Source organism: Uliginosibacterium sp. TH139, assembly GCF_002855595.1.
Taxonomy (GTDB): domain Bacteria; phylum Pseudomonadota; class Gammaproteobacteria; order Burkholderiales; family Rhodocyclaceae; genus Uliginosibacterium; species Uliginosibacterium aquaticum.
In genome coordinates this window covers 153,160-167,753 of sequence record NZ_PKRR01000005.1, presented here as the reverse complement: position 1 = coordinate 167,753, position 14,594 = coordinate 153,160, and the positions used below count along the sequence as shown (strand labels likewise).

The 14,594-nt window shown below is 62.7% G+C and carries 16 protein-coding genes; 13 read left to right on the top strand and 3 right to left on the bottom strand.

The window, feature by feature from the left end:
- Position 1 precedes the first annotated feature (1 nt).
- The 4 genes from modD to modB (C0V76_RS13395) all read left to right on the top strand — a co-directional run bounded on the left by modD (position 2) and on the right by modB (C0V76_RS13395) (position 2,801).
- Positions 2-847 carry a ModD protein gene (gene modD / locus C0V76_RS13410; protein WP_101943028.1) on the top strand — a complete coding sequence of 282 codons (846 nt, stop codon included), beginning with the start codon at positions 2-4 and terminating at the stop codon, positions 845-847.
- 92 nt (positions 848-939) lie between these two features.
- Positions 940-1,350 carry a hypothetical protein gene (locus C0V76_RS13405; RefSeq protein WP_101943026.1) on the top strand — a complete coding sequence of 137 codons (411 nt, stop codon included), beginning with the start codon at positions 940-942 and terminating at the stop codon, positions 1,348-1,350.
- A gap of 17 nt (positions 1,351-1,367) precedes the next feature.
- Positions 1,368-2,099: a molybdate ABC transporter substrate-binding protein gene (gene modA, locus C0V76_RS13400; RefSeq protein WP_101943024.1), complete on the top strand. Its 732-nt coding sequence runs from the start codon at positions 1,368-1,370 to the stop codon at positions 2,097-2,099.
- 6 nt (positions 2,100-2,105) lie between these two features.
- Complete coding sequence (gene modB / locus C0V76_RS13395) at positions 2,106-2,801, top strand: molybdate ABC transporter permease subunit (protein ID WP_101943022.1); 696 nt, start codon at positions 2,106-2,108, stop codon at positions 2,799-2,801.
- A 56-nt stretch (positions 2,802-2,857) separates the two neighbouring features.
- Here the strand turns inward: modB (C0V76_RS13395) and C0V76_RS13390 are convergent, their stop codons facing one another.
- Positions 2,858-3,286 (bottom strand): molybdopterin-binding protein, encoded by a 429-nt coding sequence (locus C0V76_RS13390; protein ID WP_101943021.1) that lies wholly within the window; start codon positions 3,284-3,286, stop codon positions 2,858-2,860.
- Positions 3,287-3,458: 172 nt separating this feature from the next.
- On the opposite strand from C0V76_RS13390, the gene C0V76_RS13385 reads away from it, so the two are divergent.
- The 9 genes from C0V76_RS13385 to C0V76_RS13345 all read left to right on the top strand — a co-directional run bounded on the left by C0V76_RS13385 (position 3,459) and on the right by C0V76_RS13345 (position 13,100).
- Positions 3,459-4,274 (top strand): TOBE domain-containing protein, encoded by an 816-nt coding sequence (locus tag C0V76_RS13385; protein ID WP_254048244.1) that lies wholly within the window; start codon positions 3,459-3,461, stop codon positions 4,272-4,274.
- A gap of 35 nt (positions 4,275-4,309) precedes the next feature.
- Positions 4,310-5,053, top strand: a complete 744-nt coding sequence (gene modA / locus C0V76_RS13380) for a molybdate ABC transporter substrate-binding protein (protein WP_101943019.1) — start codon at positions 4,310-4,312, stop codon at positions 5,051-5,053.
- Positions 5,054-5,061: 8 nt separating this feature from the next.
- The gene (modB, locus tag C0V76_RS13375; RefSeq protein WP_101943018.1) at positions 5,062-5,742 is read left to right on the top strand and encodes a molybdate ABC transporter permease subunit; all 681 of its coding nucleotides are present in this window, start codon (positions 5,062-5,064) and stop codon (positions 5,740-5,742) included.
- Positions 5,739-6,818: a molybdenum ABC transporter ATP-binding protein gene (gene modC, locus C0V76_RS13370; RefSeq protein ID WP_101943016.1), complete on the top strand. Its 1,080-nt coding sequence runs from the start codon at positions 5,739-5,741 to the stop codon at positions 6,816-6,818. Before modB (C0V76_RS13375) ends, modC begins: the two co-directional genes overlap by 4 nt.
- Positions 6,819-6,929: 111 nt before the next feature.
- Positions 6,930-7,763: a helix-turn-helix transcriptional regulator gene (locus tag C0V76_RS13365; protein ID WP_216821737.1), complete on the top strand. Its 834-nt coding sequence runs from the start codon at positions 6,930-6,932 to the stop codon at positions 7,761-7,763.
- A 125-nt stretch (positions 7,764-7,888) separates the two neighbouring features.
- A complete protein-coding gene (locus tag C0V76_RS13360) occupies positions 7,889-8,890 on the top strand; it encodes an MBL fold metallo-hydrolase (protein ID WP_101943012.1) in 1,002 nt (333 codons plus the stop codon).
- Positions 8,891-9,406: 516 nt separating this feature from the next.
- Positions 9,407-10,261 carry a TRAP transporter TatT component family protein gene (locus C0V76_RS13355; RefSeq protein WP_101943202.1) on the top strand — a complete coding sequence of 285 codons (855 nt, stop codon included), beginning with the start codon at positions 9,407-9,409 and terminating at the stop codon, positions 10,259-10,261.
- Between the two features lie 20 nt (positions 10,262-10,281).
- The gene (gene dctP / locus C0V76_RS13350; protein WP_254048243.1) at positions 10,282-11,286 is read left to right on the top strand and encodes a TRAP transporter substrate-binding protein DctP; all 1,005 of its coding nucleotides are present in this window, start codon (positions 10,282-10,284) and stop codon (positions 11,284-11,286) included.
- Complete coding sequence (locus C0V76_RS13345) at positions 11,283-13,100, top strand: TRAP transporter large permease subunit (RefSeq protein WP_101943009.1); 1,818 nt, start codon at positions 11,283-11,285, stop codon at positions 13,098-13,100. The genes dctP and C0V76_RS13345 overlap by 4 nt, the downstream gene beginning before the upstream one ends.
- A 164-nt stretch (positions 13,101-13,264) precedes the next feature.
- Here the strand turns inward: C0V76_RS13345 and C0V76_RS13340 are convergent, their stop codons facing one another.
- Both C0V76_RS13340 and C0V76_RS13335 read right to left on the bottom strand, forming a co-directional pair.
- Positions 13,265-13,855, bottom strand: a complete 591-nt coding sequence (locus C0V76_RS13340; protein ID WP_101943008.1) for an NAD(P)H-dependent oxidoreductase — start codon at positions 13,853-13,855, stop codon at positions 13,265-13,267.
- Between the two features lie 162 nt (positions 13,856-14,017).
- A complete protein-coding gene (locus tag C0V76_RS13335; protein ID WP_101943006.1) occupies positions 14,018-14,584 on the bottom strand; it encodes a hypothetical protein in 567 nt (188 codons plus the stop codon).
- Positions 14,585-14,594 lie beyond the last annotated feature (10 nt).

Below are 14,594 nucleotides of genomic sequence, written 5' to 3'. Positions count from 1 at the left end.
CATGGAACGCTGCGTGCCGGATAGGGTGCTGGAAGCCATGCTGGCGGAGGACGCGCCCTTTGGTGACCTGACGACCCGCGCGCTGGGCATCGGTGCGCAGGCTGCTGGCATGAACTTTTGCGCACGCGCTGCAATGCGCCTGGCCGGAAGCGAGGAGGCTGCCCGCCTGATCGAGCTGGCTGGTGGTGAGGTGCTGGCGTGCGTGTCTTCGGGTTGTGCCTTGAGTGCAGGGGACGTGATCCTGCAGGCCGAAGGCCCGGTCGCCGCGCTCCATCTGGCCTGGAAAACTGCCCAGACCCTGATTGAGTACCTCTCGGGCATGGCTTCGGCTGCCGCCGAAATTCTTGAACTGCTGCATGCGGCCGGCTTTGATCTGCCGCTGGCCTGTACACGCAAGAATTTTCCCGGCAATCGCCCGCTCGCCGCCAAGGCGGTGCGGGCGGGCGGCGCGGTGGCGCACCGCCTGGGTTTGTCGGAAACCCTGCTGGTGTTTCCCGACCATCGTGTCTTTGTCGACAATGTCACCTTGCCGCAGCTGTTTGCACGGATGCGGCAGCAGCATCCGGAGAAAAAACTGGTGGCTGAGGCGGGTGATCTGGCTGAGGCCCTGTGGCTGGCGCAATGTGGTGCAGAGGTCTTGCAACTGGAGCGCTTCAGTCCGGATGCACTGGCCGAATGCCGGGCTGCTCTGGTTGCCCAGGGCAGCCATGTGCTGCTGGCCCCGGCGGGGGGCGTAACACTCGGCAACGCACTGGCCTATGCCCGGGCTGGGGCGGATTTTCTCGTCAGCTCCGCGCCGTATTTTGCCGCCCCGAAAGACGTCAAGGTCACCTTCTCCGCGCGCTGAAGCTTTTCGCCGCTTCTGTTTCTGGCATGCAATTCGCTATATACAAAAATACATAACGAATGCGGATGCCGATCCGGAAAGGAGAGAAATTCATGAATGCCCTGAATCTATCTGCGCAGGCCAGTGGCCTGCCTCAAGCTGGGCGCTGCCAGCGCCGTGAAGCGCAGCCGGATTGGCGCGCCGTATTGCCCAAGCAATGGGCGAGCAGCGTGCTGGCACCGCGCGCTTTCGAGCGTTTCCGCGACTACGAAATCCTCTCCGAGCGTGTGCTGGGCTATCTCTGCGAGGGCGATGAGTCGCCTTGTTATTGCGAGCATTACTTCGTGCTGACGGATCTTCGCTCGGATGACGACGAGAACTACTACCTTGCACCGAGTTACGGCGAGCACCTGGTGGCTTGGCAGATGAAGGATGGCCGCTGGCTCATCCATCGCCGCATCACACATGGCGAGGCTTGCCAGTCACAGGCCTTTTTTTCCTTCGCGGATGAAATGCCGCGCTGAGCGGCGGGGAGCGTGTCATGAAACGAACAAGGTTCTTGAAACTGATTGGCTTCCTGCTGGCGCTCTTTCCCTTGCTGGCGATCGCGCAAGAGAGCCTGCTGATTGCGGGCGGGGCAGGCTACAAGCGGCCGATTGACGAGATCGCGCAGGCGTTTGAGGCGGCCAGTCGCATTAAGGTCGAGCGTATCTACGGCCATATGGGACAGGTGCTGGCCCAGGCTCGGGCCAGCGACAAAGTGGCGGTGGTGTTCGGTGAGCAGGATGTGCTGGAAAAGGCTGGTCAGCCTGCATTCAACCGTTTTATTCCGATAGGCAGGGGCAGGCTGGTGCTGGCCTGGCCGGTCGGGCGGGATTTCAAATCGCTGACAGATCTTCAGGCGGCTGGTGTGCAGCGGATCGGCGTGGCAGATCTGAAGCAGGCCATCTTTGGCAAGGCTGCGCGGGAGAGTCTGCAGAAGGCAGGGCTGCTGGATGTGCTGGAGCCTCGCTTGGTGGTGGTGCCGACGGTGCCGCAGGTGTCGGCCTACCTGATCAGTGGCGAGGTGGATGCCGGTTTCATCAATCTCACCGAGGCTCTGGGAATTCGCACGCGCATCGGGGGCTATCTCGAACTGGCCCAGGAGCAATATGCGCCAATCCACATTACGGCCGGCGTGCTTGCCGGGCAGGAGTCGCCGGCCCTCAAGGCCTTCCTGGATTACCTGCAGACCCCGGCTGCTCGGGCCGTGCTGCAGCGTTACGGGCTCTGAGTCGTCATGCAGGATCTGTTTGCCGCTGTGCTGCCGACACTGACCGATCCGGCTGTGCGCCATGCCGTGTGGCTGACCGCTGAGGTGGCCGGGCTGACGCTGCTGCTGCACGCGGCGGCGGGAGTGCTGCTGGGCTATGCCCTGAGTTGCAAGGGCTGGCCGGGGCGGAACTGGCTGGATGTAGCGGTGACCTTGCCGCTGGTATTTCCGCCGGTGGCGCTGGGCTTCTTGCTGCTCCTGCTGTTTGGCCGCGAAGGGGGGTTCGGTCGTTGGCTGCTGGCCTGCTGCGGGCAAACACTTGTTTTCAGTCTGTCCGGCGTGGTGTTGGCGGCTTTTGTGGCGGGTCTGCCACTGGTCGTGAAGCCGGTGCAGGCTGCGATGGAGTCCCTCTCAGCGAGGCTCGGCGAAGTTGCGCGAACCCTTGGCAAGCGCGAATGGGAGATTGCGTGTTTCGTGCTCCTGCCCAATGTGAAGCGGGCGCTGGTGACCGGGCTGGTCCTCGGGCTAGGGCGTTCGCTGGGGGAGGTCGGCATCACCCTGATGCTGGGCGGCAATATTATCGGGCGCACCAATACGGTGTCTCTGGAAATCTACAACGCCGTCTTCGCGGGTGAATATCCACGGGCAATGGTACTGACTCTGTTGCTCGGTGCACTGTCTGTGCTGGTGTTTGTTGGCTTGCGCCGGATGGGGGCGCAATGAAGCCCCGGAAACCGAAACGGGCCGCGCTGATGGCGCACGACCCGGCTCTGGCGGGCTCAGTTTCTGACCGCGATGATGACCGAAGAGGCCTTGATCACTGCCGTGGCGGCTGCACCTTCCTTGATGCCCAGTTCGGTCGTGGCATCACGCGTGATGCTGGCGAAGATCTCGGCGCCGCCGGGCAGGGCGATGATCACTTCGGCGCTGACCGGGCCCTGTGCCAGCTTCTTCACAGTGCCGGTGAGGCAGTTGCGAGCCGAGAGTTTCACCCCGCTGCCATCGGTCATGACCATGACGTTCGACGCCTTGACGAGGGCTACTACCGGCTTGCCAACGGCCAGCCCCAGCGTTTGCACGCTGCCCTGGGTGATGGTGGCGACGAGCTTGTCGCCGCCTGCCGTACTGATTTCAACTTCGGCACTCACCGGCCCACTGCTGAGGGCGCTGATCGTGCCTTCAAAACTGTTGCGCGCGCTGATTTTCATCTTCTTGCCTTTCCTGAGAGCTTGCGTGGAGGGATGGGCGGACTGTATCGGGTGCCTCTGCGACAGCTCAACCATAACGGGCCTGGATTCAGAATCTGGAATAAGCACAATTCAAGTCAATTCGCTGTATTAGTGAGAATATAACGATATGAACAAATCGGACATTTCTGGCATGAAAAAAGTCCCACGCATGATTGGCCGTTTCGGCGTCGATCTCGCCGCCGGCAGTTTTCTCGGCGATACCCGCATCCGCCTGCTAGAGGCCATCGAGCAGTGCGGCTCTATTTCGCAGGCGGCGCGCGAGGTGCCGCTTTCCTACAAGGCCGCATGGGATGCCGTGGATGCCATGAACAATCTGGCCGAGGAGCCGCTGGTGGAGCGCTCAGCCGGTGGCAAGCATGGCGGCGGAACCTTGCTGACCGCTTATGGCAAGCGCGTGGTGAGCCTTTACCGGGCTATGGAAGCGGAATATCAGCTGGCGCTGGACCGGGTGACCGCCAGCCTCAGCGATCCGGCCGGCGAAGATCCGCAAGCCCTGCGGCGCCTGATGCGCAGCGTGGGCGTGACACCCAGCGCCCGCAACCAGTTTGTGGGCCCGATCACTACCTTGCGCGCCGGAGAAGTGACCTTCGAGGTGGGCATCCGCTTTGACGGCATGAACGAGGTGGTAGCCCAGGTGTCGCGCGAAGGTGCCGAACAGTTGCAGCTGACCATCGGTCGGGAACTGCATGCCTGGGTCAATTCGTCGGCGGTGATCCTGATGACAGATGAAAGCTTGCGTATCTCGGCACGCAACCAGTTGTGGGGTGAGGTGCTGCGCATTCACGAAGGTCCGGTGTCGGTGGATGTGGTGCTGGGCCTGCCGGCCGGCCGCACGGTGAGCGCCCTGATCACACGCGAATCCCTGCATGAGCTGGGCCTGAAGGAAGGCTTGCGCGCCTGCGCGGTGTTCAAGGCTTCCAGCGTGATGCTGTGTTCTTTTGATTGATTTTCCTCCTGTTGTAGTCAAGAAAGGTCATTGTCATGAAGGTCCTGATTTCCCTGCTGGCCGCCATCGGCCTTGTTTCACCCGTTCTGGCCGATGAAGTGAAGGTGGCCGTGGCGGCCAATTTCACGGCTCCGATGCAGAAGATTGCCGCCGAATTCGAGAAGGACACCGGCCATAAAGCCGTGGTGTCCACGGGTGCGACGGGTGCTTTCTATGCCCAGATCAAAAACGGTGCGCCCTTCGAGGTCTTCCTTTCGGCCGATGACGAAACCCCGGCAAAACTGGAGGCCGAAGGCGCAGGGCTTAAAGGCAGTCGTTTCACCTATGCGATTGGCAAGCTGGTGCTGTGGAGCGCCAAGGCTGGCGTGGTCGATGACAAGGGGGCAGTGCTCAAGAAGGGGGATTTCGCAAAGCTGGCACTGGCCAATCCGAAGACTGCGCCTTACGGGGCAGCGGCTATCGAGCTGATGAAGAAGCAAGGCGTGTTCGATAGCCTGCAGGCGAAGATCGTGCAGGGGGAAAATATTTCGCAGGCCTTCCAGTTCGTTAGCACCGGCAATGCCGAACTGGGTTTCGTGGCACTGTCGCAGGTCTGGCAGGATGGCGCCCTGAAGAGTGGTTCGGCCTGGATCGTACCCGCCTCCGAGTACACGCCAATCCGTCAGGATGCGATCCTGCTTGGCAACGGCGCGGGCAAGCCCGCCGCTGAGGCGCTGCTGAAGTATCTGAAGGGCGACAAGGCGCTCGCCGTGATCAAATCCTACGGCTACGACATCTGAGGAAAAGCATGCTGCAAACCCAGGATTGGTCGGCCATCTGGCTCACCCTGAAACTGGCCACCACGGTTACGGCGCTCTTGCTGCTGCTCGGCACGCCGCTGGCCTGGTGGCTGGCCAATACGCGATCGCGCCTGCGTGGGGCGGCGAGTGCCCTGGTGTCGATGCCGCTGGTGCTGCCACCGACCGTACTGGGTTTCTACCTGCTCTTGCTGATGGGGCCTAACGGCCCGCTCGGCCAGCTGACCCAGTCCCTCGGGCTGGGCCTGCTGCCTTTCACCTTTGGTGGTCTGGTGCTGGCCTCCACCTTCTATTCCTTGCCTTTTGTGGTCCAGCCGATCCAGAACGCCATCGAAGCCATCGGCGCCCGTCCGCGCGAAGTGGCCGCCACCTTGCGCGCATCTCCCTGGGACAGCTTCTGGTCGGTGATCCTGCCCCTGGCCCGCCCCGGTTTTCTGACGGCTGCGGTGCTGGGCTTTGCACATACGGTGGGCGAATTCGGGGTGGTGCTGATGATTGGCGGCAACATCCCGGGGCAGACGCGAGTGGTCTCGGTGCAGATCTTCGATCATGTCGAGGCGCTGGAATATGCGCAGGCGCACTGGTTGTCGGCCGGCATGGTGGCTTTCTCCTTTCTGGTGCTGCTGTTGCTCTACAGCCTGAACCCGGATTCGCGCAGGAGGGGCGTATGAGCGAATCGATGAAGATCCGGGTTCGGCATGCCTTCACGGGTTTTACCCTGGATGTCGATCTGCAATTGCCGGGGCGCGGCGTGACGGTGCTGTTCGGCCACTCCGGTTCCGGCAAGACCACCTTGTTGCGCTGTGTGGCCGGGCTTGAGCATGCTGAGCAGGCGCACATCGCGCTGCAGGGCGAGTGCTGGCAGGACGAAGCCGGGCGCTTCGTGCCGACCTGGCAGCGCTCGCTGGGTTACGTTTTCCAGGAAGCCAGCCTGTTTCCGCACCTTGATGTGCGTGGCAACCTGGCCTTCGGCATGAAGCGTGCGACAGGGGCCGTACACGAGGATGAGATCCGGGCGATGGCTGCACGCTTCGGCATCGAGCACTTGCTGGCGCGCAAGCCGGATGGCCTCTCTGGCGGCGAGCGCCAGCGCGTGGCGATTGCGCGGGCCTTATTGACGCGCCCGCGCCTGCTGCTGATGGATGAGCCGCTGTCGGCACTCGATGCTGCGCGCAAGCAGGAGATCCTGCCTTACCTTGAGAGCCTGCACGATGAGCTGGATATCCCCGTGCTGTATGTGACCCATCAGATCGAAGAGGCTGCGCGCCTTGCCGATCATCTGGTGCTGATGGAACAGGGGCGGGTGCTGGCCAGTGGCCCGCTGGGTGAGACGTTGGCCAGGCTCGATCTCCCGCTGGCGCGCGATCACGATGCCGGGGTGGTGATCGAGGCGCAGGTGCTCGATCACGAGCCGGCCTGGCAACTTACGCGTCTGGGCTTTGCTGGCGGTGAGCTGTTTGTCTCGCAGCGCCCGCTGGCAGCAGGCAGCCCGGTGCGGGTGCGCATCGTGGCGCGCGACATCAGCATCGCATTGAGTGGCGATAATGCTTCCAGCATCCAGAATCGCTTTCCGTGTACGCTCAGCGGGATTGCCCCGGCTGAAGATCCGGCGCAATGCCTGGTTGGCCTGGATGCTGCCGGCGTGCCGCTGCTGGCCCGCATCACGCGGCGTTCGGCCGAGCAGCTCGGACTGCTGGTGGGGCAGAAAGTGTGGGCGCAGGTGAAGGCGGTGGCGCTGCTGGATTGAGCAAGCATGCGGCGGGTAGCGGGCAGCGGACAGGGATTGTGCAGCGCAGCTGCGTGCTATCTTGAGTCCTGCCACCGGGACTTTCGCCCGACTTCCAGAGGAGTTTGCTGCGTGACTGCCGCCCTTTCGCGCCAGGATGAAGTGCTCAGCCGCCTGCTCGATCTCGCGCGCAGCGAGACGCCCTTGCCCTGTCTGCGCGTGCGGGCCTGCCGCGCCCATCTGGTCAAGGCCTTCGATGTGCCGGGGCCTTCGATCGGTTTTCTCCTGCAGGGGCGCAAGCGCGCCCTGCAGGGTGGGCAATGGCTCAGCGTTGAACCGGGCGAGTTGTTCCTGGTGCCTGGCGCGCGCAGCGTGGACGTGGAGAACATCCCGGATCCACATAGTGGTGAGTACCTCACGATTTTCATCGTGCTGTGCGAGAACGTGCTGGAAGCTGCGCGCCAGTTGCTGCCGACCTTCCCCCAGGGGGAGCCGGGGCCACTGGCGGCCGTGCCGCTGGCGGGGCTACTGGGGCCGCTGGAGGACTGGTGCGAGGCACTGCAGCGAGGGGATGAAACGCTGGCAGCCCACGCCATGCTCGGGCTCGTGCTGCATCTTTGCCGGCTGGGCCATCAGGGCCTGCTCAATCGTCCGCCGCCAAGCCTGGCGGCACAGATTCGCAGCATGGTGACGCAGAGGCCTGAGCGTGAGTGGAGTTCGGGTGAGATCGAGGAGGCGCTGGCCATGAGCGGCGCTACCCTGAGGCGCCATCTCGCGGCGGAAGGGACGAGCCTGCGCGAGCTGATTGCCAATGTCCGCCTCGCGCATGCCCTGCAGTTGCTGTATTCGACGCGTTTGCCGCTCAAGGCGGTGGCGCAGCGGGTGGGCTATGCCTCGGTCTCGAGCTTCAGCAAGCGCTTTGCCGAGCGCTACGGGATGGAGCCGTCGCGCATCGGCAATGCCTGAAGGTCCGGTCTGAACGATTGGCGCGTGTTTTTGAGCGTTTTGCGGCGCTTGGGCGACCTACACTGCATGCGTGCGCCGGCTTTGCGGCGCTCACGACTGCCGTGTCCATCCAGGAGAAGAACGCGATGATCCGATTCCCCACTGTCCTGACCCGTAAACTGCTCAGCGCCGCACTGGCCCTGAGCAGCCTCTCTGCCGCCATGGGTGCGCTCCCCGCCCAGGCTGCGCCACCCGCCCAGCTCAAGACCCAGGTGCCCGGCTTCTATCGCTACGCGGTGGGTGATTTTGAGGTCACCGCACTGTATGACGGTTATGTCGATCTCGACAGCAAGCTGCTCAAGGGCATGCGTGCCCAGCAGATTCAGAGCCTGATGGCGCGCATGTTCATGCAGGACAGCAAGGGTGTGCAGACCGCGGTGAATGCCTATCTGGTGCATACCGGCGAACGCCTGATCCTGGTGGATGCCGGTTCGGCCAGCTGTTTCGGCCCGACCCTCGGGCGCGTGCTGGAGAATGTACGGGCTGCGGGCTATGCGCCGGAAGCCGTCGATACCGTACTCCTGACGCATATGCACCCGGACCACATGTGCGGGCTTCTGGGCGCCGATGGCAAGCCGGCCTTTAGCCGGGCCACGGTGTGGGCTGCGCAGGAAGATGCCGACTTCTGGCTTAGCGAGAAAATCGCTGCTGCGGCACCTGAAGGCAACCAGCCTTTCTTCCGGATGGCACGCGAGGCGGTGGCGCCTTATCAGGCCGCCGGCACCTTCCGCACCTTCAAGGCGGGGGAGGCCATCGTGGCGGGTGTGAGCGTGCTGCCTACGCATGGGCACACGCCTGGCCACAGCTCCTATCTGCTCACTTCCGGTACCCAAAAGCTCCTGGTGTGGGGCGATATCGTGCATAACCACGCGGTGCAGTTCATGCATCCGGAAGTTTCGCTGGAGTTCGATACCGATAAGAAGAAGGCCATTGCTACGCGCAAAGCCTTGTTTGCGCAGGCGGCCAAGGCCGGGTGGGGGATTGCCGGTGCGCATCTGCCTTTCCCGGGCCTAGGGCACATCCGCAAGGATGCCCAGGGCTATGCCTGGGTGCCGGTGGAGTTCGGACCGATCCGCTCGGATCGTTAAAGCATTGCGCGACAAGTCGATTGTTAAAGGCGATGCCTCCTCTTCAGCCCAGGGGGCTGATTGTGTGAGTGCCGCTGCCTTGACCAATCCAGCGCAAAGCTATTGGGCCAGCCTGTCTTTCAGGCTGGCCTGGGCTGTGCACAGCACACCGGCTGCGGCAGCGCAGAGCAGACTCTGCTACACCTTGCCTCAGCCTCTGCTGACGGCCGCTCGCTACAGATCGTGAACAGCTTCTTGGATAGCCTGAAACCCAGCCCCTAAAACAAACGGCGCATCGCAATCGATGCGCCGTTTGTTTTAGGGGTTCAGTAGTGCTGAAAAGGGCTTTTCTACGGCTTCAACCCGGAGGCTGACTTGGGCTCCGTCCTCTGCCTAGCTCCGCGAGTGTGTGAGTTGTGAAATGGTAACGCCTGTGTAACCTGGGCTGACTAGGCTGCCGCTCACTCTCAGCCGCAGCTCAACATCACCGTGCAATCAATCTGTCGTCGCGCATCTTTGGCTGCTGCGGCCGTATTCATGCTCACCGTGCTCACAGCCTGTTCGCCGCGCCAGCTGGTGGTGCGCAGCATGGCCGATGAGCTGGCTGGGCAGGGAATGGGCGCGGAGTCCGATCTCGATCTGGCCCGCGAGGCCAGTGCCTTTTACCTGAAGCTGTCCGAGTCGGTGCTGCAGCAAGCGCCCGATCATCGCCTGCTGGCCGAGTCCGTCGCGGCAGGTTTCACCCAGTACGCCTATGCCTTCGTGGCCTTTGATGCCGACCGCATCGAGGCGCGCGATGTGAAGCAGGCCGAGCGCCTGCGCCAGCGCGCTGCGCGTTTGTATCTGCGGGCACAGCGCCATGCCATGAATGCGCTGGAAACTGCCCGGCCGGGTTTTGCTGCGGCCTTGGCGCGCCCGCAGGCGAGTGAGTGGCCCGTGCTGCGTAAGGATCAGGTTGGGCTCGCTTACTGGGCTGCGGCTGCCTGGGGCGGTGCGATTTCCTTGTCCAAAGATGATCCGGATGCGGTGGCCGATCTGCCGCTGGCGATCCGTCTCGCCGAACTGGCCTGGGCGATGGATCCCGAGTGGGGCGAGGGCGCCCTTACCAGCTTAATGGCGACGTTTGAAGCGGCCCGCCCGGGCGGCAGCAGCCAGCGTGCGCAGGCCTTGTTCGAGCGCAGCTTTGCACAGAGCAAGGGCCGCAGCATCGGGCCGCTGGTGGGGCAGGCTGAAGCGATTGCCTTGCCTGCCGGAGATCGTGCCGTATTCGAGACATTGTTGAACCAGGCGCTGGCCTTCAAAGACGCCCCGGCCGGCCCGCAAGCCTTGCAGAACGAAGTCATGCGCCGCCGTGCGCGTTGGCTGCTGGACGCTGCAGACGATCTGTTCTGAATTCCTCCCGGAAGATGTTCATGACAAAACAATTCATTGCATTGCTTGCCGGCTGCCTGCTGGCGCTTAACGCATTCGCGGCCGACAAGCCCTTGCGTATCGGCACGCTGGCGCCGAAGAACTCGCTCTACCACCGCCAGCTGATGGAGCTGGGTGAAGCCTGGCGCCAGTCGCAGGGCGAAGGCGCGAAGTATCTGGTCTATCCGGATGGCAGTCAGGGTGGCGAGACCGACATGGTGCGCCGCATGCGTATCGGCCAGCTGCAGGGTGGCTTGCTCTCGGTGGTGGGTCTGCGTGAGATCGAGCCTTCGATTGCCGCCTTGCAGAACATGCCGCTGATGTTCCGCAACTGGGAAGAAGTGGATTACGTGCGCGAGAAGATGCGCCCGGCCATGGAGAAGAAATTTCTCGACAAGGGCTTCGTGGTGCTCGCTTGGGGCGATGCTGGTTGGGTGCGTTTTTTCTCCCGCGAAGCCGCGCTTTGGCCGGATGACTTCAAGAAAATGAAATTCTTCACCTGGGCCAGCGAGCTGGAGCAGCAGGAAATCATGAAGAGTTTGGGCTACACGCCGGTGCCGCTGGAAACGGCGGACATCCTGCCTTCGATCCAGACCGGCATGATCAACGCGGTACCGTCCACTCCGTATTTCGCGCTCGCCACGCAGGTCTACACCAGCGCGCCGAACATGCTGGACCTGAACTGGGCGCCGATTGTGGGCGCATTGGTCGTCACCAAAAAAGCCTGGGACGAGATGAGTCCGGCCACGCAAGCTGTGGTGCGCGCTGCCGGCGCCAAAGCCGGCGGCCAGATCCGCACGCAAGCGCGCAAGGAAGTGGATGAAGCAGTCGAGGCGATGAAGAAACGCGGGCTGAAAGTGAATGTGCCGGACGCCGCGCAAAGCCGCGAATGGGCCGAGCTGGCGGACAAGCTCTATCCGAAGATTCGCGGCAAGATGGTGCCGGCCGAAACCTTCGATGAAGTGCAGGGCTATCTCAAGGCTTTCCGCGCCGGGCAGGCTAAATGAAGCGCATGTTTGCGCGCCTGATCGGGCTGGATGAATGGGTGGTCAGCGGCGCACTGGCGCTGATGCTGGCCATTCCCCTGCTGGAAATTGCCTTGCGCCCTCTACTGGGCAAAGGCATCGAGAACGCGCCGGTGCTGGTCCAGCATCTGGGCTTGCTGCTGGCGATGTTTGGCGCGGTGATGGCAGAACGCGGCGGGCATCTGAGCAGTCTGGGCAGCGGTTTTGGCTCGACCAGCAACCCGCAGGTCCGCGAGGCCGCACAGCTGTTCGCGCGCAGCAGCACGGCGCTGTGTTGCGGCTTGCTGGCACAGGCGAGCTGGACTTTTGTGATCAGCGAAATGGAAGCGCCGCGTGCGCTGGCCTACGGCCTGCAAGGCTGGTGGATCGAAGCCGCCATGCCGTTGGGATTCCTGCTGCTGGGCATGAAGCAGGCCTCTCGACTGAGCACGCGTTGGCCGCTGCGATTCGTGCTGGCCATCGTTCTGCCGGGCCTGGGATTTCTGTTTGCGCAGCATTTTGATGGCAGCGTGTTACCACTGTGGCCCTTTGTGGTCTGTCTGCTTGCGGCCTTGTTCTGTGGCGCGCCGATCTTCGCGGTGCTGGGCGCGCTGTCACTGGCCTTGTTCTGGCAGGAAGGTCAGCCGCTGGCTTCGGTGCCGCTGAGCCATTACCAGATCACGGTGAATCCCTCCCTGCCGGCTTTGCCGCTGTTCACCCTGGCCGGGCTGATCTTCGCGCGGACCGGCGCAGCGCAGCGCCTGGGCGCACTGTTTACAGCCTTGTTTGGCACTGGCGTCACCGGCACTGCGCTGGCCGCAGCGGTGCTGTGCTCATTTTTCACGGCCTTCACGGGCGGTAGCGGCGTGACCATTCTTGCGCTGGGTGGTCTGCTGCTGCCCTTGCTGACCCGGGCCGGCTTTCCGGAGCAGCGCGGCATCGGTCTGGTCACCAGTGCCAGTGCGCTGGGCGTTTTGCTGGCGCCTTCGGTGCCGCTGATCATGTACGCGATCATCGCGCGCGTGCCGATCAATGACATGTTCCTCGCGGGCGTGCTGCCTGCCGGCGTGATGGTGATCAGCCTGCTGGTGTTTGGCGGCTTTCTGAAATCGCAGAGCATGCAAGCACCCACGCACCGGCCGGACTTGTCGGAAGTTGCTGCCGCAGCCTGGGCTGCGCGCTGGGAAATCCTCGCCCCGGTGGTGGCGATCGTGTCGCTGGTGGGCGGCCTTGCCACGCCTACCGAGAGTGCTGCGCTGACTGCGGCTTATGCGCTGCTGACTCAAGCTGTCGCGCACAAGGAACTGGACTGGCCCAAGCTGCGCGCCGTGTTCGCCAATTGTGGCGAAATCATCGGCGGCATCATGCTGATTCTCGGCATGGCGCTGGGGCTGACCAATTTTCTGGTGGACGCGGGCGTGCCGGATGCGGCCATCGAGTGGGTGCAGTCGGTACTGCCCAACAAGTTCGCCTTCCTGATCGCGCTGAATGTATTCCTGCTGATCGCTGGCGCGCTGATGGAGATCTATGCCGCCATCGTGGTGCTGGTGCCGCTGCTCCTGCCCGTGGCCCTGGCTTATGGCATCGATCCGCTGCATTTTGGCGTGATCTTTCTCGCCAATATCGAGATGGGTTTCCTGTGCCCGCCGGCCGGCATGAACATCTACTTCGCCTCGGCCATGTTCCGCAAGCCGATCCGATATGTTGGCGTGTCGGTCTTGCCTGCCTTGCTGGCGATTCTCATCGGCGTGCTGGTGATCTCCGCGCTGCCATTTCTGGCCACCGGGCTGCCGGTCTTTTTCTCGACGGCACCTTGATCTGACCCGGGCTGTGACCGTAGGTGCGACTTCAGTCGCACGCCACGCGTGACTGGCCGACTGAAGTCGGCCCTACGGAAACATGATTTTGATAATACAAGGAGTGACTTCAGTCGCACGCGGAACTTGGTGGCGGACTAAAGTCCGCCCTACGAGCAGCCTGATCAGGCAATCACTGCCTGCGTCAGGCGGGCGACTTCCTGCAGCCATTCCGCGCGCTGTTCAGGCGTGCTGGCGATCACCGATTCGAAGTTGCGGCGCTCGACTTTCGGTACCCCGCAGAAGCCCCATACACAGGCTTTCCAGAAGTTATCCAGCGGATCGCCGTAGAGGCGCAACTCGGCTTCGCGCGGGGTGTTCGAGGTTGTAAATACCAGCGCAGCCTTGGCCTTGAGCAAGCCGATGATCACGCCTTCTCCTTGCTCGTTGGTGCCGAAGCGATAGGCTTCGCCGGCACGCAGTACGCGGTCCAGCCAGCCCTTGAGAATGGCTGGCGCTTGCGCCCACCAGTTCGGGTGCACCACAACGATGGCATCGGCATTCAATACGAGGTCGGCGTGTTCGCGCACTTCAGGCGTTGGCACATGCCCCCGCGCCAGTTCATCCGGCGTGAAGAGCGGATCGAAACCTTCTCCATGCAGATCGCGCAGGGTGACCTGATGGCCAGCGGCTTCCAGCGTGTTGCGCACGGTGTCGGCAATCGCGTGGTTGAAACTGCCGGGCTTGGGGTGGGCGAGAACGATCAGGATGTTCATTTTTTTAGTGCTGAGTGCTGAGTGTTGGATGGGACTTCCCGGGTTCCGGTTTTCGCCTTCATCCGGGCTACTTTCTATTTCCAGGTATTGAGTGCTGGGGACTTCGCTGATTTTTCTGCGCATATTGACCCAGCACTCAGTACTCAGTACCCAGCACTGCTTTTACACCGCGCCGCGCATTTCGCGCTGCTTGCCGTTGGAGAGCGCCGGCACGTCGGCCAGAGCCACGCTGACGGCATTGCGCGGGCGGAAGCTGGTCAGCTCGCGATATACGGCCTGAATCTTGTCCGGCGAGGAGAGGCTCTTCACGTCAGCCTTCTCGAGCCCGGCTAGTTGCATCAGCTCGGACCAGGGCAGGCCATCGTCCATCGGGATCAGGTACACGGTGCTGGTGTAGTAGTCGAAGATGGCCGGCTTGTTGATGTTCACCACGAAGATCACGCTCAGGGTATCGGCAGCCATGTCTTTGCCATAGCGTTCGAGCAGAGTGGGCACATCGGCCACGTCGTCGAGCATGCCAGTGAAAAACTTGAGCTGACTGTCGTCGGCCAGCATGGCAGCCTGCTGCAGCACTTTCAGGGGCGGCTTGCGGCGGCCGGAGGTATCGAGCATGGCACCTTCCAGCAGGATCAGTTCGCCACGATAGGCTTCGAGTTTGCCATCGCTGCAGGCTTCGAACAGGTTGGCGTTGAACAGGTGGCCGGCTTCTTCGTATTTCTTCAGCAACATTTTCAAATCC